This is a genomic window from Streptomyces eurocidicus (assembly GCF_002891295.1).
GTDB lineage: Bacteria > Actinomycetota > Actinomycetes > Streptomycetales > Streptomycetaceae > Streptomyces > Streptomyces eurocidicus.
Map to the genome: position 1 here is coordinate 459,010 of NZ_LGUI01000004.1, position 23,375 is coordinate 482,384.

At 77.1% G+C, this 23,375-nt stretch carries 3 protein-coding genes and 3 pseudogenes; all 6 read right to left on the bottom strand.

All coding sequences use genetic code 11. The features are described 5' to 3' along the window. Nucleotides 1-51: 51 nt before the first annotated feature. The 6 genes and pseudogenes from AF335_RS16095 to AF335_RS35630 all read right to left on the bottom strand — a co-directional run bounded on the left by AF335_RS16095 (nucleotide 52) and on the right by AF335_RS35630 (nucleotide 23,279). Nucleotides 52-765 carry a class I SAM-dependent DNA methyltransferase gene (locus AF335_RS16095; protein ID WP_102919072.1) on the bottom strand — a complete coding sequence of 238 codons (714 nt, stop codon included), beginning with the start codon at nucleotides 763-765 and terminating at the stop codon, nucleotides 52-54. Further along, nucleotides 765-6,305, bottom strand: a pseudogene (locus AF335_RS16100) (type I polyketide synthase); the annotation flags it as partial. The gene AF335_RS16095 and the pseudogene AF335_RS16100, both read right to left, overlap by 1 nt. Before the next feature lie 93 nt (nucleotides 6,306-6,398). Next, nucleotides 6,399-9,326, bottom strand: coding sequence for a type I polyketide synthase (locus AF335_RS35105; RefSeq protein ID WP_102919074.1), 2,928 nt, complete (start codon nucleotides 9,324-9,326; stop codon nucleotides 6,399-6,401). A gap of 147 nt (nucleotides 9,327-9,473) precedes the next feature. Then, nucleotides 9,474-9,590: pseudogene (locus AF335_RS36800) on the bottom strand (CurL C-terminal domain-containing protein); the annotation flags it as partial. A gap of 44 nt (nucleotides 9,591-9,634) precedes the next feature. Then, nucleotides 9,635-11,047: pseudogene (locus AF335_RS35625) on the bottom strand (type I polyketide synthase); the annotation flags it as partial. Nucleotides 11,048-11,123: 76 nt separating this feature from the next. Then, the gene (locus AF335_RS35630; protein WP_244927042.1) at nucleotides 11,124-23,279 is read right to left on the bottom strand and encodes a type I polyketide synthase; all 12,156 of its coding nucleotides are present in this window, start codon (nucleotides 23,277-23,279) and stop codon (nucleotides 11,124-11,126) included. Nucleotides 23,280-23,375 lie beyond the last annotated feature (96 nt).

The window sequence follows — 23,375 nt, forward strand, 5'->3', positions numbered from 1 at the left end:
GGCCCCCTTTCCGCGCTCCGCGCGGTGTCCTCAAGCGCCGGACGGGCTGAATCAGCGGCGGGTGCCGATGAACAAGCCGCGGCCGGACGGGCCGCCCTCCTGGTAGCGCACCCGGCAGCCGACGCGCTCGAACGCCTGCTCGTAGGCGGTGCGTGGGAAGAGGGTGATCGTGTGTTCCTCGGTGAGGTGCCGGATGCCCTCCCCGGGCCGGGCGATCAGGTAGTGCACCTCGATCCGGGTGGCGTCGCCGTCGCGCACCGAGTGGGAGACGCGGCTGATGGTGCGGTCGCGGGCCTCGGTGACGCTGGCGCCGACGTAGCCGGGGGTGAAGGAGCCGGGGAACCACCAGGGTTCGATGACGATGACGCCGCCGGGTTCGAGGTGGGCGGCGAACCGGCCGAGGGTGGCGTCGAGTTCGGCCTGGTCCCGCAGGTGGCCGATGGAGCTGAACATGCAGATGACGGCGTCGAAGCGGGCCCTGAGGGCGAAGGAGCGCATGTCCCCCTCGTGGAGCGGGGTCCCGGGGTTGCGGTCCGCGGCGATGCCGAGCATGTCGCGGGAGAGTTCGAGGCCCTCGACGCGGTCGAAGAGGCCGGCGAGGTGGCGCAGGTGCTGGCCGGTGCCGCAGGCGACGTCGAGCAGGGACGCGGCGCCGGGCCGGTGCTCCCGTACCAGGGCGGCGATCTCCTCGGCCTCGCGCCGGTAGTCCTTGCCCTTGCCCTCGTGGACCAGGTCGTAGACGTCCGCGATGTCGTTGGCGTACATCAGTGTTCTCCTCCGCGGGGCGGGGTGGGCGCGGGCTCGCCGGGTCGTGGCGAGTCCAGCCAGGCGTGGACGGCCGAGGCGGTGCGCGCCGCGTGTTCGGTGAGCATGGTGAAGTGGTTGCCGGGCGCGTCGAGGACGGTCCGGGCGAAGGGGACGCTCGACCGCCAGTCGCCGTGGCCGCCGTCCTCGGGCCAGTCGCGCAGGGGTTCGCCGGCGCGGACGAGCAGGACGGGGGCGCGCAGCGGGGTGAGGCGGGTGCCGAGCAGCAGCCGGTGGTAGCCGGCCATGGCGGTGAGGCGGTGTTCCGCCAGGGGGACGGGGCTCCGTTCGAGCGCCCAGCGCAGGAGGTCGTCCTGCCAGACGCCCATCGCGCCGGGGTCCTCCGGGCGGTAGACGTCCATGAGGACGACGGCCGTCGGGCCGGTGCCCCGGGCCTCCAGGTGGGCGGCCAGGGCATGGGCGACGTTGGCGCCGGCGGAGTGGCCGGCGAGCGCGAACGGCTCGCCCGCGGCGTGTTCGAGGAGCGCGTCGGCCTGCGCGGTGAGCAGCGCGTCGAGCGTGGCGGGCAGGGGCTCGGCCGGGTCGCCGAAGCCGGGCAGCGGCAGGGCGGCGACCGTACGGGCGTCGCCCAGGCCGGCGGCGAAGCGGGCGTACTCGGCGGGGCCGGAGGTCGCCGCGGTGCCCGCGCAGCAGTACAGCACGGGGCGGGCCGGCCCGGTGGCGAGGACCACGGGGGCGAGACCCTCGGGGCGGGGGGCGTCGTGGGTGAAGGCGGGCCGGAAGCCGGCCAGGGACGCCATGAGGTCCACGGCCTCGGCGGACCGGCCCTGGGCGACGGCCGTCCGGAAGGTGGTGAGGAGGGTGCCTTCCGGCGCGGTGTGCGCGGGCCGCGCGGCGGGGCCTTCGGCCGCCAGCGCGGCGAGGTGGTCCGCGAGGGCGGCGGCGTCGGCGTGGTCGAAGACGAGGCCGGCCGGCAGGTCGAGGCCGGTGGCCTCGGCGAGCCGGGTGCGCAGCCGTACGGCGGCCAGGGAGTCGAAGCCGAGGTCGCGGAAGGGCGCCCGCTCGTCGACCCGTTCGGTGCCGGTGTGGCCGAGGACGGCGGCGACGTGGGCGCGCACCAGGTCCAGGGCGAGCCGCGGCCGGTCCTCGGGCCGGGCGTCGGCGAGGCCGGACGCCACGTGGTCGCCGCCGGGGCCGGCGGGCGCGGCCGTACGGGCCCGGGGGAGGTCGGCGAGCAGGGGGCTGGGGCGGAAGGCGGTGAACCCGGGGGCGAACCGCGCCCAGTCGAGACCGGCGACGGTCAGGGTGGTGTCGGCGTCGTCCAGGGCCTGCTGGAGGGCGGTGAGGGCGGTCTCCGGCGGCAGGGGGGCGAGCCCGTGCCGGTCCAGGTATCCGTCGGGGGCGAGCTCGACCATGCCGGTGCCGCCCCAGACGCCCCAGGCGATGGAGGTGGCGGTACGGCCCCGGGCCCGGCGGCGTTCGGCGAGGGCGTCGAGGTGGGCGTTGGCGGCCGCGTAAACGGACTGACCCCCACTGCCCCACACCGCCGCACCGGAGGAGAACAACACAAACGCGTCCAACTCAAGACCCGCCGTCAACTCGTCCAGCAGATCCGCACCCACCGCCTTCGCACCCAGCACATACGCCGCCTCCTCCGGCGTCACCTCACCCAACGGCGTCACCTGCGGCACACCCGCCGCATGAAACACCGAACGCAACGGCACACCCGACCCCTCGATACCCGCCAGCAACCCGGCCACCGAAGACCGCTCCGCCACATCGCACACCGCGAAAGTGACCTTCGCACCCAACCCGTTCAGTTCCCATTCGAGCTCGGCGGCGCCGGGCGCCTCCGCGCCCCGGCGTCCGGCCAGCACGAGGTGTTCGGCGCCGTTGCGGGCCAGCCAGCGGGCCACATGGCCGCCGATCCCGCCCGTACCGCCCGTGACCAGGACGGTGCCGCGCGGCCGCCACGCCGGGCCGCCCGCCGGCGGGCCCGCGGGCAGCATCCGCCGCCCGTACGCGCCGGAGGGGCGGATCGCGACCTGGTCCTCGCCGCTGCCGCCGGAGAGCACCCCGGCGAGCCGCTTCCAGTCCCGGTCGGCGGGGGCGGCGGGCAGGTCGACCAGGCCGCCCCAGCACGCGGACGCCTCCAGCGCCGCGACCCGGCCGAGGCCCCACACCCGGGCGCCGGGGCCATCGGGCACCTCGCCGGGCCGGACCGCGACCGCGCCGCGCGTGACCACCCACATCCGGGCGGGCACGGCGGAGTCCGCCAGCGCCTGGACCATCAGCAGCACCCCCGCCGTTCCGTCGTCGAGTCCCGGTCGCCCGGCCGGCGGGGCTTCCCCGGAGCCGGGGAGCACCAGCACACCGGCCAGGCCCGCCGGTTCGGCCGCGAGGGCCGCCAGCCGGGCCGCCAGGCCCGCCCGGTCCCACTCCCCCACGTCGAGCACCTCCCGCAGGACGTCCGCGCCGGACGCGCGCAGCGTCCGCTCCGCGGCGTCCCCGGAGTCCGTGCGGTGCCCATGTTCGACCATGAGCCAGCGTTCCGAGGGGGTGAACCTGACAACGTCTGCGGGGAGGGAACGCCAAGTGACCCGGTAGCGCAGCCCGTTCGTCCGGGCGGCGGCGCCACGGCGTTCGCGCCAGGCGGCCAGGTGCGGGAGGACGGCGCGGAGCTGCTCCTCGACGTCGGCGCCTCCGGTGCCCAGCCGGGCCGCTGCCGCCTTCGCGTCGCCGGCCCGCACCGCGGCCCACAGTTCCTCGTCGTCCGTGCCCACCGCGCCGTCCTGTGCCTCCCGGTCCGTCCGGCGGGCCGGGGCGGGCGCGGGTTCGAGCCAGTAGCGGGCGTGCTGGAAGGCATAGGTCGGCAGGTCGACGGCCCGGGCCCCGGTGCCGCGGTACAGGGCGCCCCAGTCGACGTCGGCGCCGTGCGCGAAGGCGGTGGCGGCGGCCCGCAGGACGGTCGCGGCCTCGGGCCGCCCCCGGCGCAGCGCGGGGACGGTCACGGTGCCCTCCGCGTCCGTCAGGCACTCCTCGGCCATGCCGGTCAGGGCGGTGCCGGGGCCGAGCTCGACGAAGGTCGTGACGTCGCGGGCGCGCGCGGTGCGCACGGCGTCGGCGAAGCGCACGGGTTCCCGTACGTGGCGGGTCCAGTAGGCGGGGTCGGTGAGTTCGGCGGCCGTGGCGAGGGCGCCGGTGGTGTCGGAGACGACGGGCAGCCGGGGGGCGCGGTAGTCGAGGGTCGCGGCGACGGCGTGGAAGTCGTCAAGCATCGCGTCCATGCGGGGCGAGTGGAAGGCGTGGCTCACCGTGAGCCGCTTGGTCCGGCGGCCCCTGGCGGCCAGTTCCCCGGCCGCGTCCAGGACGGCGGCCTCGTCGCCGGAGAGGACGAGCGACCCGGGTCCGTTGACGGCGGCGACGACGGCCCCGCCGCCGGTGACGGCCGCCAGCCCGGCCGCCTCCCGCTCCGTGGCGCGCACGGCGACCATGGCACCGCCCTCGGGGAGCGCCTGCATCAGCCGGCCGCGGGCCGCGACGAGCGTGGCGGCGTCCGGCAGCGAGAGCACGCCCGCGGCGTGGGCGGCGGCGAGGCCGCCCACGGAGTGCCCGAGGAGGACGTCCGGTACGAGCCCCCAGCTCTCGAAGAGCCGGAACAGGGCGGTCTCCACGGCGAACAGGGCGGGCTGGGTGTAGGCGGTGCGGTCGAGCAGGGCGGCGTCCGGGGTGCCGGGTTCCGCGAACATCACCTGGAGCAGCGGGCGTTCGAGGTGCTTGTCCAGCTCGGCCGCCGCCTCGTCGAGCGCCCGGGCGAAGGCGGGGAACGCCGCGTGGAGCTCCCGGCCCGCTCCCGGGCGCTGGGCGCCCTGGCCGGAGAACAGGAACGCGGTGCCGCCGCCGCGCCGCGCGACGCCCGTGACGAGGGTCTCGGGCGTCCGGCCGGCGGCGAGTCCGGCCAGTTCCTCCCGGGCCGTACGGGGGTCGGTGACCAGGGCGACGGCGCGGTGTCCCAGGATCTCGCGCGTCGTGGCCAGGGAGTGGCCGACGTCGGCGGGGTGCGCCGCGCCGGCCACGGCGGCCAGCCGGCCGGCCTGGCCGCGCAGCGCCGGTCCGGTGCGGGCGGTCAGCACCCAGGGCAGGGGGAACGGGAGGGCGTCCCGCCGGGCCGGGGCGGCCTCCTCGGGGGCCGGCGGCTCCTCGATGACGACGTGGGCGTTGGTGCCGCTGACGCCGAAGGCGGAGACGGCGGCGCGGCGCGGCCGGTCCTCGCGCTCCGCCCAGGGCCGGGCCTCGGTGAGGAGCGCGACCGCCCCGGAGTCCCAGTCGACCCGCGAGGTGGGGGCGTCGACGTGGAGGGTGCGGGGCAGCAGCCCGTGCCGCATCGCGAGGACCATCTTGATGATCCCGCCGACACCGGCCGCCGCCTGCGCGTGCCCGATGTTCGACTTCAGCGAGCCGAGCCACAACGGGTCACCCGCACGCTCCCGCCCGTACGTCGCCAGCAACGCACCCGCCTCGATCGGATCACCCAACGCCGTACCCGTACCGTGCGCCTCCACCGCGTCGACCTCACCCGGCGTCAGACCGGCGTCGGCCAGGGCGTCCTGGATGACCTTCCGCTGCGCCGGACCACTCGGCGCCGTCAGACCGTTGCTGGCACCGTCCTGGTTGACGGCCGTACCCCGGACGACGGCCAGCACCCGGTGACCGTTACGACGGGCGTCCGACAACCGCTCCACCAGCAGCATCCCCGCGCCCTCGGCCCAGGCGGTGCCGTCGGCGGCCTCGGCGAACGCCTTGCAGCGGCCGTCGGGCGCCAGCCCGCGCTGCCGGGAGAACTCCACGAACACCGTCGGGTCGGGCATGACCGCGACCCCGCCGGCCAGAGCGAGGTCGCACTCGCCCCGGCGCAGCGACTGGACGGCCAGGTGCAGGGCCACCAGGGAGGACGAGCAGGCGGTGCCGACGGTCAGGGCGGGGCCCTCCAGGCCCAGGGCGTAGGCGATCCGGCCCGAGAGGACCGCGTCGGCGTTGCCGGTGAGGAGGTAGCCCTCGGTGCCCTCGGGGGCGCGGGAGGTGTCCGTGACGTAGCCGGTGTGGGCGGCGCCCACGAACACCCCGGTGCGGCCGCCGCGCAGCGACCGGGGGACGATCCCGGCCCGCTCCAGGGCCTCCCAGGACGTCTCCAGGAGGAGGCGCTGCTGGGGGTCCGTCACCAGCGCCTCGTTCGGCGAGATGCCGAAGAACGCGGCGTCGAAGTCGCCCGCGCCGGTGAGGAAGCCGCCCTCGCGGCAGTACGTGGTGCCCGGGTGGCCGTCGGGCGAGTAGACGGCGGCCTCGTCCCACCCCCGGTCGGCGGGGAAGCGGGTGATCGCGTCGACGCCCTCGGCGGCCAGCTCCCACAGCTCGTCGGGGGTGGTGACGCCACCGGGGTACCGGCACGCCATGCCGACGATCGCGACCGGCTCGTGGGCGGCGGTGACGAGCTCGCGGTTGCGGCGGCGCAGCCGCTCGGCCTCCTTGACCGAGGTGCGCAGCGCGTCGAGCACTTCGTCCATGGACGGTGACATCTTCGGGTCCTCGTCTGTTCGCTGTGGTGGGGTGTGGTGAGGGCGGCCCTGGTCCGGCGGTCAGTCGCCGGCCGCGCCGGCCTTGGCCAGCCGGATGAGCTCGTCGGCGCCGAGGCCGTCGATGGCCGTGTCGCCGTCGTCGCCGGATCCGGCCGCGGGCTCCGGCCGGGTGGTGGCCGGGGCCTCGGGCGCGGGTTCGCCGTCGAGCCCGTCGAGCCCGTCGAGGAGGGCCGCGCCGAGCCGGTCCACCGTGGGGTGGTCGAAGATGACGGTCGCGGGCAGGGCGAGCCCGGTGGCCTCGGCGAGCCGGGTGCGCAGCCGTACGGCGGCGAGGGAGTCGAGGCCGAGTTCCCTGAACGCGACGTCGTGGCCGATGCGGCCGGTGCCGTCGTGGCCGAGGACCTCGGCGGCCAGGGAACGGACGAGGTCGAAGAGCACCTTGTCGCGCTCGCGCGGGGTGAGGGCCTCCGCGAGGAGGCGCCGCAGGCCGGCGGAGGCGTCGGCGGCCGGGGCGGCGGCCCGCAGGGCGCGTACCTCGGGGACGTCGGAGATCAGCGGGCTGGGGCGGAAGGCGGTGAACCCGGTGACGAAGTGCGCCCAGTCGAGGTCGGCGACGGTGACGCAGGTGTCGTCGAGGTCGAGGGCGCGGCGGAGCGCCTCGATGCCGTGTTCCGGGGGCATGGGCGAGAGCCCGCGCTCGGCGTAGAAGTCGGTGACGCCGTCGTCCGCGCCCATCCCGCCGCCGCCCCAGAGCCCCCAGGCGATGGAGGTGGCGGTACGGCCCCGGGCCCGGCGGCGCTGGGCGAGGGCGTCGAGGTGGGCGTTGGCGGCCGCGTAAACGGACTGACCCCCACTGCCCCACACCGCCGCACCGGAGGAGAACAACACAAAGGCGTCCAGTTCGAGACCGGACGTCAGCTCGTCCAGCAGATCCGCACCCACCGCCTTCGCACCCAGCACATACGCCGCCTCTTCCGGCGTCACCTCACCCAACGGCGTCACCTGCGGCACACCCGCCGCATGGAACACCGAACGCAACGGCACACCCGACCCCTCGATACCCGCCAGCAACCCGGCCACCGAAGACCGCTCCGCCACATCGCACACCGCGAAAGTGACCTTCGCCCCCAACCCGTTCAGGTCGGCCTCCAGGGCGGCCGCTCCCGGGGCGTCGGCGCCCCGGCGGCCCGCCAGGACCAGGTGTTCGGCGCCCTCGCGGGCCAGCCAGCGGGCCACGTGACCGCCGATCCCGCCCGTACCGCCGGTGACGAGGACGGTGCCGCGCGGCCGCCAGGCGCGGCGTGCCGCCACCGTCCCGTCGGGGGCGGGCAGCATGCGGCAGCCGTACGCGCCGGACGCCCGCAGGGCGATCTGGTCCTCGCCCGTCGTCCCGGACAGGACGCCGGCCAGCCGCGCCCAGTCCCGGTCGGCGGGGTCGGCGGGCAGGTCGACCAGGCCGCCCCACCGGGTGGGCTCCTCCAGGGCGGCGACCCGGCCGAGGCCCCACAGGCGGGCGGCCGTCGGGGAGGGGGACTCGCCCGGTCCGGCGGCGACGGCGCCCCGGGTGGCGACCCACACGCGCGCCTCGGGGGCGGCGTCCGTGACGGCCTGGACCAGCAGGAGGGCGGCCGCGGTCCCCTCGTCGAGCGCCCGGTCCCCGGCGGCGTCGGCGGGCAGCAGCAGTACGCCGGTGAGCCCGGCCGCGTCGGCGGACAGGCCGCCGAGGCGGGTGGCGAGCCCGGCCCGGTCCTCGCGGGCCGGGTCCAGCGTCCACCGCAGGACCGTCGCCCCGGCCGAGCCGAGGGCGGTCGCGGCGGCGTCGGCCGCGCCCGGCTCGGTGGCGGGGGTGGCCAGGAGCAGCCAGCGACCGGTGGGCGGGGTGGTGCCGGTGGTGTCGAGCGCGGTCCACGTCACGCGGTGGCGCCAGGCCGCGGCGGGCGTGACCGCCGTGGGCGCGGCGCGGCGGGCGACGGTGGTCGGCAGCCAGAAGCGGTCGCGGCGGAAGGCGTACGTGGGCAGGGGCACCCGGCGGGCGCCGGTACCGGCGAACAGGGCGGTCCAGTCGACGCGGACGCCGTGCGCGAAGGCGGCGCCCACGGAGGCGCGGAACCGGGCGAGGTCGCCGGAGTCCCGGTAGAGGGTGTTCAGGGAGACGGCGCGGACGCCCTCGTCGTCGGCGACCTCGTCGACCGCCGCGCCGAGCAGCGGGTGCGGGCCCATCTCGACGAACGTGCGGTGGCCCTGGCGCAGGAGGGTCCGCAGGGTGGCGGCGAACTCGACGGGTTCGCGCATGTTCCGGTACCAGTAGGCGGCGTCCAGTTCCTCGGGGGCGTGTTCCCGGGCGGTGACCGTCGAGAAGAACGGCAGCCGCGCGGCGGTGGGCCGGACGCCGGCGAGGGTGGCCAGGAGTTCCGTGCGGAACTCCGCCACCTGGGGCGAGTGCCCGGCGAAGTCGACGCCGGCCAGCGGCCAGCGCAGCACCCCGTCGGCCGAGAGCCGCACGCCGAACTCCTCCAGGGCGGCGGCGTCCCCCGCGACGGTGACGGAGGAGGGGCCGTTGACGGCGGCGACGGAGATCCGGTCCGCCCAGGGGCCGATCAGCTCACGGACCTTCGCCGCGGGGGCCATGACCGAGAGCATGCCGCCGTTGCCGGCCAGCCGGCCCCAGAGCCTGCTGCGTTCGGCGATCACCCGGGCGGCGTCGGCCAGGGACAGGGCGCCGGCCGCGTAGGCGGCGGCGACCTCGCCCTGGGAGTGCCCGACGACTGCGGCGGGCCGTACTCCGTGCGCCTCCCAGAGGGCGGCGAGGGACACCATCATGGTGAACAGGACGGGCTGGACGACGTCCGCGCGGTCGATCGGCGGGGCGTCCGGGGCGCCCCTGAGGACGTCGAGGACGTCCCAGTCGAGGTAGGGCGCGAGGGCGGCGGCGCACTCCTCGGCCTTGGCCCGGAAGGCGGGGGCGTCGGCGAGGAGCCGTGCGCCCATGCCGGGCCACTGGGAGCCCTGGCCGGGGAAGACGAAGACGGGCGCGCGGTCGCTGCCGGCCTCGCCGAGGGTGACGTCCTTGTCCGCGCGGCCTTCGGCGACGGCCTCCAGCCGGGCGACGAGCGCCTCCCGGTCGTCGGCGAGGACCGAGGCCCGGTGCGTGAGCGCGGCGCGGGTGGTGGCCGCGGACCAGGCGGCGTCGGCGGGGGCGAGGTCCGGGTCGGCGGCGAGGTGCGCGGCGAGCCGGCGGGCCTGTTCGCGCAGGGGTTCCGTGCCGTCGGCGGAGAGCGGGAGGACGGTCGCGGCGGGCCCGGCGGCCGGGGGCGCGGGGCGTCGGCGGGGGCGGGCGGCGCCTGTTCCAGGATGACGTGGGCGTTGGTGCCGCTGACGCCGAAGGAGGAGACGGCGGCGCGGCGCGGCCGGTCGTCCCGGGCGGGCCACGGGCGGGCCTCGGTGAGGAGCGCGACGGCGCCGGAGTCCCAGTCGATGTGGGGGCTGGGCCGGTCGACGTGGAGGGTGCGGGGCAGCAGTCCGTGCCGCAGGGCCTGCACCATCTTGATGACACCGGCGACACCGGCCGCGGCCTGGGCGTGCCCGATGTTCGACTTCAGCGAGCCGAGCCACAACGGGTCACCCGCACGCTCCCGCCCGTACGTCGCCAGCAACGCGCCCGCCTCGATCGGATCACCCAGCGGCGTACCCGTACCGTGCGCCTCCACCGCGTCGACCTCACCCGGCGTCAGACCGGCGTCCGCCAGAGCCTCCCGGATCACCTTCCGCTGCGCCGGACCACTCGGCGCCGTCAGACCATTGCTCGCACCGTCCTGATTCACCGCGCTGCCCCGCACCACCGCCAGGACGCGGTGTCCGTTGCGGCGGGCGTCGGACAGCCGCTCGACGAGGAGCATGCCGGCGCCCTCGGCGGGTCCGAAGCCGTCGGCGGCCTCGGCGAAGGGCTTGCAGCGGCCGTCGGGCGCCAGCCCGCGCTGCCGGGAGAACTGGACGAAGAGGGCGGGGTCGGCGAGGACCGTCGCACCGCCGGCCAGGGCGAGGTCGCACTCGCCCCGGCGCAGCGACTGGGCGGCCAGGTGCAGGGTGACCAGGGAGGACGAGCAGGCCGTGTCGACGGTCAGGGCGGGGCCCTCCAGACCGAGGGCGTAGGCGACGCGGCCGGCCGTGAAGCTGACGATGCCGGCCAGGAGCTGGGCCTCCAGTTGCGCGTCGAGGTCCGCGTCGGGGTGCCCGGCGGCCTTCTGGTAGCCGCTGTCCCAGGCGCCGGCGAAGACGCCGGTGCGGCTGCCGCGCAGGGAGCGCGGGTCGACGCCGGCGCGTTCCAGGGCCTCCCAGGACGTCTCCAGGAGGAGGCGCTGCTGCGGGTCCATGGCCAGCGCCTCGTTGGGGGAGATCCCGAAGAGGCCGGGGTCGAACTCGTCGGCGCCGCGGACGAATCCGCCCTCGCGGCAGTACGTGGTGCCGGCCCGGTCCGGGTCGGGCGAGTACATCGACTCCAGGTCCCAGCCACGGTCGGCCGGGGCGGGCGCCACGGCGTCGGTCTCCGTGCGCAGCAGCTCCCACAGGTCCTCCGGGCCCCGGACCCCGCCGGGCAGCCGGCAGGCCATGCCGACGATCGCGACGGGCTCGTGGGCCCGGTCCTCGACGGCGCGCAGCTGCTCGGTGGCCTTGTGCAGCTCGGCCGTCACGCGCTTGAGGTAGGCGCGCAGTTTCTCTTCATCCGCCACAGTGGTTCTTCCCTTCGGGGGCGGCGCGTTCCGGGGCGACCCGGTTCCGGCCGGAGGTTCAGGAGGTGCCGTAGCGCTCGTCGATGAACGCGAAGATCTCGTCGTCGTCCGCGCCCTGGAGGGCGTCGGCGATGTCCTCGGCGGGCCCGCCGGCCGCGTCGCCGGGACCGCCGGGGTCCCCGGGGACCGCCGCCGTGTCGTGGAGGCCGCGCCAGCGGTCGGCCAGGGCGTCCAGGCGCCGGGCGACGCCCGCCCAGCCCTGGTCGCCGTCCGGGGCCGGCCCGGTGGTCACGAGGACGCCCGGGGTGAGGGCGGCGAGGGCCGCCTCGATCCGGTCGAGCTCGGCGAGCAGCGGTGCCGTGGCGCCGGGCCGGTCCGCCGCCAGCAGGCCGTCGAGGTGGGCGGCCATGTCGGCCGGGGTGGGGTGGTCGAAGACCAGGGTCGCGGGGAGCCTGAGCCCGGTGGCGGCGCCCAGGCGGTTGCGCATCTCCACGGCGGTCAGCGAGTCGAAGCCGGCGTCCTTGAAGGGCCGGTCGGAGCGGATCCCGTCGGTGGAGTCGTGGCCCAGGACGGCGGCGACGTGCTCGCGGACGAGGTCGAGGAGCCGGTCGTGGCGCTCCTCCGGGGAGAGCGTGGCGAGGCGTGCGGCGAGCTCCTCGCCGGTGCCCGGGCCCTCGTCGGCGCGGCTGCCCGGCCGCCGGTCCGCCGGGGCGGCGCCGACCAGTTCGGACAGCAGGGGCGGGACGGTGCCGGCGGCGCGCAGCGCGGCCGGGTCGAGCCGCATGGGGACCTGGACGGCCTCGTCGACGGCCAGGGCGGCGTCGAGGAGGGCGGTGCCCTGGCCCGCGGTCATGGGCGGGAAGCCGCTGCGGGCGAAGCGGCGGCGCAGGTTCTCCTGGTCGAGGCTGCCGGCCATCCGGCTGGCGTCGGACCACAGGCCCCAGGCGAGGGAGACGGCCGGGAGGCCGGCGGCGCGGCGGCGGGCGGCCAGGGCGTCGAGCGCGGCGTTGGCCGCCGCGTAGTTGCCCTGGGCGGGGCTGCCGAGGAGGCCGGAGCTGGAGGAGAAGAGGACGAAGGCGGACAGGTCGAGGTCGCGGGTGAGCGCGTCCAGGTGCGCGGCGGCGTCGACCTTGGGGGCGAGGACGCGGCGCGTCCGGTCGGGAGTGAGGGCGGGCAGGACGCCGTCGTCGAGGACGCCCGCGCTGTGCACGACCGCGGTCAGCGGGTGCGCGGCGGGGACGCCGTCGAGGAGGCGGCGGAGCGCGCCGGGGTCGGCGACGTCGCACGCGGCGACGGTGACGGCGGCGCCCAGCGCGGTGAGCTCCTCGACGAGTTCGGGGGCGCCGGCGCCGTCCGGGCCGCCCCGGGAGGCGAGCAGGAGGCGGCGTACGCCGTGCCGGGCGACGAGGTGCCGGGCGACGCGGGCGCCGAGGGTGCCGGTGCCGCCGGTGACGAGGACGGTGCCGTACGGGCCGAAGGCGGGCGGCATGGTCAGGACGAGCTTGCCGACGTGCCGGGCCTGGCTGATCGTCCGCAGGGCCTCGGGGGCGCGGCGGACGTCGTGCGGGGTGACCGGGAGGGGGTGCAGGGCGCCCCGGGCGAAGAGGTCCATCAGTTCGGTGAGCATCCGGCCGAGCGCCTCGGGCCCGGCCTCGTTGAGGTCGAACGCCCGGTAGCGGACGCCGGGGTGGTCCTGTGCGACGCGTGCCGGGTCGCGCGGGTCGGTCTTGCCGAGCTCCAGGAACCGGCCGCCGGGGGCGAGCAGTCCGAGGGAGGCGTCGATGAACTCCTTGGTGAGCGAGTTGAGGACGACGTCGGCGCCGGCCGCGCCGTTCGCACCGGCGAAGGCGGTGGCGAAGTCCAGGGTGCGGGAGGAGGCGAGGCGGTCGCCGGGGACGCCCAGGGCGCGCAGCGTGTCCCACTTGCCGGGGCTCGCGGTCGCGAGCACCTCGGCGCCGAGGTGGCGGGCTATCTGGAGGGCGGCCATGCCGACGCCGCCTGCGGCGGCGTGCACCAGGACGGTCTCCCCGGCGCGCAGTCCGGCCAGTTCTACCAGGCCGTAGTAGGCGCTGAGGAACACCGCGGGCACGGACGCGGCCGTGGCGAAGGTCCAGCCGTCCGGTATCGGGGCGAGCAGCCTGTGGTCGGCCACGCACACCGGGCCGAAGCCGCCGTCCCACATGCCGAGGACGCGGTCGCCGGGGGCGAACCCGGTGACGCCGGGGCCGGTCTCGGTGACGACGCCGGCGCCCTCGGTGCCCATCTCGGCCTCGCCGGGGTACATGCCGAGGGCGATGAGGGCGTCGCGGAAGTTCACCCCGGTGGCGCGCACGGCGACGCGCACCTGGCCGGGCTCCAGCGGGGCGTCCGCGTCGGGGGCGGGGACGAGCGCGAGGCCCTCCAGGGTGGCGTCCGCGCCGCGCCGGAGCCGCCAGGCGCCGGGCCCGTCGGGCGGGGTGAGGGATCCGGCCCGGGTCCCGCCGGGTGCGCCAGGTGCGCCGGGGCGGGTCAGGCGGGGGACGTGGACGGTGCCGGCGCGGACGGCGGTCTGGGGTTCGCCGGCCGCGAGGGCGGCGGGCAGGGCCCGTGCCGAGGCCGGGTCGTCGTCCAGGTCGACGAGGAGGAACCGGCCGGGCTCCTCGGCCTGCGCGGAGCGCAGCAGGCCCCACACGGCGGCGGCGGCCGGGTCGGTGACGTCGCCGTCGCCGCGTACGGCCACGGCGCCGCGGGTGGCGACGACGAGCCGGGTGCGCTCGGGCACCGAGGCGGTGCGGAGCCAGCGCTGTACGGCTTCCAGGGCCGTGCGGACGGCGGTGTGCACGCTGTCGGCGAGGGCCTGGGCGTCCCGGCCGGGGTCCCCGGTGGCACCGCCGGTCCCGGCGGGCACGCCGAACACGACGGCGTCCGGGACGGGCCCGTCGGCGAGGGCCTGGGCGTCCCAGGCCGCGACCCCGGAGGACTCCCCGGCCCCGGCGGGCACACCGGACACCACGGCGTCCGAGGCGGACCCGTCGGTGAGCGCCCGCGAGTCCCACGTGGCGACCCCGGCGGACTCCCCCACCCCGGCAGGCACACCGGACACCACAACGTCCGGGACAGGCCCATCGGCGAGGGCCTGGGCGTCCCAGACCGCGACCCCGGCAGACTCCCCCACCCCGGCAGGCACACCGGACACCACAACGTCCAAGGCGGGCCCATCGGCGAGGGCCTGGGCGTCCCCGACCGTGACCCCGGCGGGCTCCCCGACCCCGGCGGGAACACCGGACACCACGACGTCCGGGACAGGCCCGTCGGCGAGGGCCTGGGCGTCACCCATCGCGACCCCGGCAGACTCCCCGGTCCCAGCGGGCACACCGGACACCACAGCATCCGAGGCGGGCCCGTCAGCGAACGCCCGCGCGTCCCATGCCGCGACCCCGGCAGACTCCCCCACCCCGGCGGGCGCCCCGGACACCACGGCATCCGAGGCAGGCCCGTCGGTGGGTTCGGGCGCGGGCTCGCCGGGCGTGGTGAGCAGGCCGGGCAGGTGGGCGTCGGCGGTGTCGGCGAGGCCCAGGGCGTCCGGCCCGGCGAGGATCCAGCGGGCCGGTGGGGTGGCGGCGCCGGGCAGGGCGCGCCAGGCGACGTGGAACAGCGAGTCGGCGCTCACCGGGCGGCCGTCCAGGAGCTGTTCGGCCTCGACGGTCCGCATGAGGATGGAGCCGATCTCGGCGACCATCCGTCCGTCGGCGTCGGCGCACTCGACCCGTACGGCGTCCTCGGCGACGGGCGAGATCCGGACGTGGAACCGGTCCGCACCGGTGCGGTGCAGCCGTACGTCCCGCAGCGCGAACGGCATCCGGACGCGGCCGTCCTCGGGGAAGAACCCGCCGAGGCTCATGGCCTGGAGGGCGGCGTCCAGCAGGGCCGGGTGCAGTCCGAAGCGGGCGGCGTCGGTGCGGGCCCGCTCGGGCAGGGCGACCTCGGCGTGGAGGTCGGTGCCGGCGCGGTGCGCGGAGACGAGGCCGCGGAAGTACGGGCCGTAGCCGTAGCCGAGTTCGGCGAACCGGTCGTAGAAGTCCCCGGTGTCCAGCGGTTCGGCCCCGGGCGGCGGGGCCACCGCGGAACCGTCGGCGCCACCCGTGCCACCCGCGCCGTCCGCACTGTCCGCACCGTCTTCGCCGGTGAGCAGGCCCTCGGCGTGCAGGGTCCAGGCGGTGGCGTCCTCGGCGCGGCCGTGCACGGTGAAGCGGCGGGCGCCGTCCGCGCCGGAGCCGCCGACGGTCAGCCGCAGCCGGCGGCCGCCGGTGCCGGGCACCACCAGGGGCGCGGCGAGGGTGAGTTCCTCCAGCCGGGCGGTGCCCGCCTGCCGGCCGGCCCACAGGGCGAGGTCGGCGAAGGCGGCGCCGGGCAGCAGCACCGTACCCATCAGCGCGTGGTCGGCCAGCCAGGGCGCGGCGTCGACGCCGACGCGGGCGGTGTAGACGTGCTCGCCGGAGCCGGGCAGCTCCACTCCCCCGCCGAGCAGGGGGTGGTCGGCGGCGTCCAGGCCGAGGGAGGCGGGGTCGCCGCCCCGGGCCGCGGGGCTGTACCAGTAGCGCTCCCGCTGGAAGGGGTAGGTGGGCAGGGCGACCCGGCGGGAGCCGGGGCCGAAGACCGCCTCGGCGTCGATCTCCACGCCGTGCGTGTACGCGCGGCAGACGGCGACGCCCAGCCAGCGCGGGCCGCCCTGGCCCCGGCGCAGGGTGCCCAGGACCGGGGCGGAGGCACCGGCGTCGGTGATGGTCTCCTGGAGCGAGACGGCCAGCATGGGGTGCGGGCTCGTCTCCAGGAACGCGTCGTGGCCGTCCTCCAGGAGGGCGCGGGTGGCCTGCTCGAACTCCACCGGTTCGCGCATGTTGCGGTACCAGTAGTCGGCGTCCAGCTTCGCGGTGTCGAGCAGCCCGCCGGTGACGGTCGAGTAGAAGGGGATCCCGGAGGACCGGGGCGCGACCGGGGCCAGGACCTCCAGCAGGTGGTCCTGGAGGGCGTCGACGTGCGGCGAGTGACCGGCGGTGTCGACGCCGGGGATCGGGCGGGCGTGCACGCCCTCGGCGGTCAGCTCGGCGACGAGCTCGGCCAGGGCGTCGGGGTCGCCCGCGACGGCGCACGTCTCGGGGCTGTTGACGGCGGCGACGGCGAGCCGGTCGCCCCACGCCGCGAGCCTGACGCGCAGGGCGGCGGCGCCCAGCGACACGGCGGCCATGCCGCCCTTGCCGGCCAGCCGCAGCCACGCCCGGCTGCGCAGGGCGACGATCCGCGCCGCGTCGTCCAGGGAGAGCCCGCCCGCGACGTACGCGGCGGCGATCTCGCCCTGGGAGTGCCCGACGACGGCGGCCGGTTCGACGCCCAGGGAGCGCCAGGTCGCGGCGAGCGAGACCATCATGGTGAACAGCACGGGCTGGACGACGTCGACGCGTTCGAGCGAGGGGGCGCCGGGCTCCCTGTTCAGGACGTCCAGGACGGACCAGCCGAGGTACGGCCGGAGGGCGGCGTCGCAGGCGCGGACGCTGTCCCGGAACGCCGGGGAGCGGTCGGCCAGTCCGTCGGCCATCTCGGCCCACTGCGAGCCCTGGCCGGGGAAGACGAACACGACCTGGTCGGCGGTGCCACCGGCGCTGCCCTTCATCACGAGCGGGTGCGGGCGCCCCTCCACGAGGTCGTCGAGCGCGGCGATCAGTTCGGTGAAGTTCTCGCCGACCACGGCGGCCCGCTGCTCGAACCGGCTGCGGGTGGTGATGAGGGTGTAGCCGACGTCCGCCGGGTGCAGTTCGGGGTGGGCCAGCAGGTCCGCGCGCAGCCGGCGCGCCTGGTCGCACAGCGCCGCCTCGTTGTGCGCGGACATCATCAGCGGCACGGTCACCCCGTGCCACCACTCCTCGGACCACACGTCGCCGGCGGTGTCCGGGCCGGGCGAGAGCAGTGCGGGCGCGGTGGGCGCGGGCGGTTCCTCGACGACGACGTGGGCGTTGGTGCCGCTGATGCCGAAGGAGGAGACGCCCGCCCGGCGCGGCCGGTCCGCGCTCCCGGGCCACGGCCGGGCCTCCGTCAGCAGCTCGACCGCGCCCGCGGCCCAGTCGACCTTGGACGAGGGGGCGTCGACGTGCAGCGTCTTCGGCAGGAGGCCGTGCCGCATGGCGAGGACCATCTTGATGACGCCGGCGACTCCGGCGGCGGCCTGGGTGTGGCCGATGTTCGACTTCACGGACCCGAGCCACAGCGGGTCGCCGTCGCGGTCCCGGCCGTAGGTGGCGAGGAGCGCGCCGGCCTCGATGGGGTCGCCGAGGGAGGTGCCGGTGCCGTGCGCCTCGACGGCGTCGACCTCGTCCGGGGTCAGCCCGGCGTCGGCCAGTGCCTCCCGGATGACCTTCTGCTGGGCGGGGCCGCTGGGCGCGGTCAGGCCGTTGCTGGCGCCGTCCTGGTTGACGGCGGTGCCCCGGACGACGGCCAGTACGGGGTGGCCCTTCTCCTGGGCCTCGGACAGCCGCTCGACGAGGAGCACGCCGGCGCCCTCGGCCAGGCCGACGCCGTCGGCGGCCTCCGCGAACGCCTTGGACCGGCCGTCCGGCGAGACGGCCCGCTGCCGGGCGAACTCGACGAGCATCTCCGGTGTCGACATCACCGTGGCACCGCTGACCAGCGCCATGTCGCACTCGCCGCGGCGCAGCGACTGCACGGCCAGGTGCAGGGCGGCGAGCGAGGCCGAGCACGCCGTGTCGACGGTGACCGCGGGCCCTTCGAGGCCGAAGACGTACGAGAGGCGGCCGGACATCACGCTGGCCGAGTTGCCGGTGGCGATGTAGCCGTCGAAGCTGTCGTCGCCGTTCTGGAGCAGCGGCACGTAGTGCTGCCCGTTGGTGCCGACGAACACGCCGGTGCGGCTGCCCCGCAGCTCCACCGGGTCGATGCCGGCCCGTTCGAAGGACTCCCAGGCCGTCTCCAGGACCAGCCGCTGCTGGGGGTCCATGGCCAGGGCCTCGCGCGGGCTGATCCCGAAGAAGCCGGGGTCGAACTCGGCTGCGTCGTGCAGGAATCCGCCGCCGCGCACGTAGGTGTGGTGGCCCGGGGAGCCGGGGTCGGGGTCGTAGAGGGTGTCGTTGTCCCAGCCCCGGTCGGTGGGGAAGGGCGTGATGGCGTCGGTCTCGCCGGTCAGCAGGTCCCAGAGGTCCTCCGGGGACCGGACGCCGCCGGGCAGCCGGCAGGCCATGCCGATGATGGCGACGGGCTCGTCGGCACGGGCCGGGACGGCGGGCCCGGTGGCGGCGGTGTCGCCGCGGCCCAGGAGCTCCTCGCCGAGGTGGCGGGCGAGCGCGGCCGGGTTGGAGTGGTCGAAGACCAGGGAGGCGGGCAGGGTCAGCCCGGTCGCGGCGGCGAGCCGGTCCCGGAGCTCGACGGCCGTCAGCGAGTCGAAGCCGAGGTCGCGGAAGGCCCGCGCGCTGTTCACGGCCTCGCCGGAGGTCTGGCCGAGGACGGCGGCGGCGTGGGTGCGGACCAGTCGCAGCAGGGTGACGTGCCGCTTGCGGCCCGACTGCGCGGCCAGTTCGCGGACGAGCCCGGAGGTCGACGGGTCGGCGCCGGCCGCGGCGCGCTCGGCGGCCCGCAGCCGCCGTACGTCGGGGATGTCGTCGAAGAGGACGGCCGGGCGCACGGAGGTGTAGGAGGCGGCGAAGCGGTCCCAGTCGACGTCGGCGACGGCGCCGGTGGCGCTGCCGCGCTCCAGCGCGCGGCGCAGCGCCCGCACGGCGGCACCGGGGTCGAGGGGGGCCAGGCCGCGCCGGCTCATGAACTCGGGGTCGGCGCCCGGGGCGGGCACCGCACCCGCCCAGGGGCTCCAGGCCACCGAGAGGGCGGGCAGCCCCTGGGCGCGGGCGCGTTCGGCCAGCGCGTCGAGGTGCGCGGTGGCGGCGGCGTAGCAGCCCTGCGAGGCGCCGCCCCAGACACCGGAGACGGAGGAGAAGAGGACGAGGGCCTGGAGGGGGGTGCCGGGGTGACCGTCGGGGATGGGGTCTTCGGGGGCGGTGGTGGCGCCGGTGGCCGCAACCAGGCCGGATGCACCGGAAGTCACGGAGGCATCCGCGGCCACACCGACACCGCCCACACCGGGAAACTCGGCGGCACCCTCAACCGCGGCGGAGCCGGAGACACCGGCGGAGGTGACGCCGGAAGTCGCAACCAGGCCGGACGCACCGGGAGTCACAGAGACACCCGTGGCCGTACCGACACCACTCGCACCGGAGGTCTCGGCGGCACCGGCAGCTCCGGCGGCCCCCGCCACCCCGGCCGCCTCACCGAGCAGGTCGATCAGATGGCCCGCCGTGGTCGTCTTGGCCGATACCGCGGCGGCGATGTCCGCCGGTGTCGTGGCGGTGAGGGGCGCCAGGGGTACGAGGGGCGGGGCGTGCATCACGACGGTGGGCGCGTACGTGTCGAGGAGTCCGGCGAGGGCGGCCCGGTCGGTGACGTCGCACCGGACGGGGACGACGGCGTCCGTACCGGAGAGCCCGGCCGCCGCGAGGGCGTCCGCGCCGGTCTCCGGTCCGGCGAGCACCACGCGTTCGGCGCCGTCCTCCAGCAGGGAGCGTACGAGCGGTCCGGGCACGGTCGTGAGGTCGCCCGCGACGAGGACGGTGCCCCGGGCGCGCCAGGCGGGCCGGGCCGGTCCGGCCGGGGTGCGGAGGACGCGGCGGCCGAAGACGCCGGAGGTCCTGATGGCGATCTGGTCCTCGGTGCCGGGTTCGGCGAGGACCCCGGCGAGCCGGTCGTAGACCCGGGCGTCGGGGCGCTCCGGCAGGTCGACGAGGCCGCCCCAGCGCTCGGGCAGTTCCAGGGCGGCCACCCGGCCGAGGCCCCAGAGCTGGGCGCCCGCGGTGGACGGCACCTCGTCGGGCGCGGTGGCGACCGCGCCCCGGGTGACGGTCCACAGCGGTGCGGTGCCGCCGAGCGCGGCCAGCGCCTGGACCAGGGCGAGGGTCGCGGCGACGCCGGTGGACACGGCGGGGTGGCCGGGGTGGGCGTCCGCGCACAGGCCGAGCAGGGACACGGCGCCGGTCACGGCGGTGTCGCCGTTGACGGCGGGTTCGAGCAGGGCGCGCAGGTCGTCGTGGGTGACGCGGGCGGCGTCGACGGTGACGCGGCGGACGGTGCCGCCGAAGGAGGCGACGGCCTCCTCCACGGCGTCGGCGACCGCCGTGTGGGCGTCTCCGGCCGGTACGACGAGGAGGCGGAGCCCCGGGCGCCAGCCTCCGGTGGCGGGGCGCAGCCCCTGCCAGGAGACGTGGTAGCCGAGGCGGTCGCCGGTGGGGGCGGTCTCCTCGGGGGTCCCGGCCGTGGTCGTCCCCGGGTCCGCGAGGGGACCGGCGGCGGACTCCGGGGCGGGTGCCGGGCCGGTGCCCGAGGCCGGTCCGACCCAGTAGCGTTCGCGCTGGAAGGCGTACGTCGGCAGGTCCACCGGGCGTCCGCCGGGGTGGAGCGCGGACCAGTCCACGGGCACGCCCGCGACCTGGGCCTCCGCCGCCGAGGTGAGGAAGCGCCGCAGCCCGCCCTCGCCGCGGCGCAGGGAGCCGACGGCCGGTACGGCGGGAACGCTCCCGCCGTCGGTCCCGTCCTCGGTCGCCGGGCTCTCCACGGTCTGGCGGATCCCGACGGTGAGCACGGGGTGCGGCGAGCACTCCACGAAGGCGTCGATCCCGTCGGCGAGCATGGCGCGCACCGCGGGCTCGAACCGTACGGTGCGCCGCAGGTTGCGGTACCAGTACGCGGCGTCGAGCGTGGTCGTGTCGACGGGTGCCGCGTCGACGGTGGAGTAGAACGGGATCCGGGCGTCGCGCGGTCGGACGGGGGCGAGTTCGGCGAGGACCTCGTCGTGGATCCGCTCGACGTAGTGGGAGTGCGAGGCGTAGTCGACGTCGATGCGGCGGACCCGGGCCCCTTCGGCCTCCAGGGCGCGCAGGAGCGTGTCCAGGGCCTCGGGCTCCCCGCAGACGACGGTCGACTGCGGGCCGTTGACGGCGGCGATCTCGACGCCGTCGAGCCCGGCGGTGCCTGCGGCCAGCCGCGCCTCGACCTCGGCGGCGGGGAGCGCGACGGAGGCCATGCCGCCCCGGCCCGCCAGCTCCCGGGCGATGATCCGGGAGCGCAGGGCCACCACGCGGGCGGCGTCGTCCAGGGAGAGCGCCCCGGCGACGCAGGCCGCGGCGATCTCCCCCTGGGAGTGGCCGACGACGGCGGCCGGTTCGACGCCGAGGGAGCGCCAGAGCGAGGTGAGGGCCACCATGACGGCGAAGGTCGCGGGCTGTACGACGTCGACGCGGTCGAGGCCGGGCGCGCCGGGGGCGCCCCGCAGGACGTCGGTGAGCGACCAGTCCACGTACGGGGCGAGCGCGTCCGCGCAGCGCTCCAGCTCCGCCGCGAACGCGGGGACGGTGTCGAGGAGTTCGGCGCCCATGCCGGCCCACTGCGAGCCCTGGCCGGGGTAGACGAAGGCGACCCGGCGGACGTCCGCCGCGGTGCCGGTGACGGCGTCCGGGGTGATCTCCCCGGCGGCCAGGGCGGCGAGGGCGTCCACGGGCGCTCCGTGGGCCCGGTCGCCGAGCAGCACGGCCCGGTGGGCGAGCGCGGCGCGGCCGGCGGCCAGGGAGTGGCCGATGTCGGCGGGTCGGGCGTCCGGCGTGCGCCGGAGGTGGGCGCGGAGGCGGGCGGCCTGTGCCCGGAGGGCGAGGGCGGTGGCGGCGGACAGGGGCCACGCCACGACGGAAGGCGCCCCGGAGAAGGGTACGTCGGCGGCGGGCGCCGCCGGGGCCTCCTCGGCGGGCGGCTCCTCCAGGACGACGTGGGCGTTCGTCCCGCTGACGCCGAAGGCCGAGACCGCGGCCCGGCGCGGCCGGTCCGCCCGCTCCGCCCACGTCCGGTCCTCGGTCAGCAGGCGTACGGCGCCGGAGTCCCAGTCGACCTTGGCGGACGGGGCGTCGACGTGCAGGGTGCGGGGCAGCAGGCCGTGCCGCATGGCCTGCACCATCTTGATGACGCCCGCGGCGCCGGCGGCGGCCTGGGTGTGGCCGATGTTCGACTTCAGCGAGCCGAGCCACAGCGGGTCGGCGTCACGGTCCCGGCCGTACGTGGCCAGCAGCGCGCCCGCCTCGATCGGATCGCCCAGCGGCGTACCGGTGCCGTGCGCCTCGACCGCGTCGACCTCACCCGGCGTCAGACCGGCATCGGCCAAGGCGTCCTGGATGACCTTGCGCTGGGCGGGGCCGCTGGGCGCGGTCAGACCGTTGCTGGCACCGTCCTGGTTGACGGCCGTACCCCGGACGACCGCGAGGACCCGGTGGCCGTTGCGGCGCGCGTCCGAGAGCCGCTCCACCAGCAGCACCCCGGCGCCCTCGGACCACGCGGTGCCGTCGGCGCCCTCGGCGAACGCCTTGCACCGCCCGTCGGCGGCCAGTCCGCGCTGGCGGGAGAACTCCACGAAGACCGTGGGCGACGCCAGGACCGTGACGCCGCCCGCGAGGGCGAGGTCGCACTCGCCCCGGCGCAGCGACTGGACGGCGAGGTGCAGGGTGACCAGGGAGGACGAGCAGGCCGTGTCGACGGTGATCGCGGGGCCCTGGAGGCCGAGGGTGTAGGCGACCCGGCCGGAGGCGACGCTGCCCGCGGTGCCGAGGCCGAGCCGGCCGCTGGGGTCGGCGGCGCTGCCCACCTGGTGGCTGCCGTAGTCGTGGTACATCACGCCGGTGAAGACTCCGGTGCGGGTGCCGCGCAGCGACTCCGGCACGATCCCGGCGCGCTCCAGCGCCTCCCAGGACGTCTCCAGGAGCAGCCGCTGCTGCGGGTCCGTCGCGGCGGCCTCGCGCGGGCTGATCCCGAAGAAGCCCGGGTCGAACTCGGCCGCCTCGTGCAGGAATCCGCCCTGGCGCACATAGCTCTTGCCCGGGACGCCCGGGTCCGGGTCGTACAGCCCGTCGGCGTCCCAGCCCCGGTCCGTAGGGAACGGCGAGATCGCGTCGGTACCCCCCGCGACCAGGTCCCACAGATCCTCGGGCGAGGCCACCCCGCCGGGGTAACGGCACGCCATGCCCACGATCGCGATCGGCTCCCGGTCGCCCGACTCCGCCTCGCGCAGCCGCTCACGGGTGCTGTGCAGGTCGGCCATCGCGCGCCGGAGGTACTCCCGCAGCTTCTCCTCGTTGGTTGCGGACACGGTTCTCCTCTGCGTCGTTCTCATGGTGATCAGGGCTGGGCGGGGCCGGCCGGGGCCGGGTGGTGCGAAGTGGTGCGGCGACGGTCCGGTGGCGGC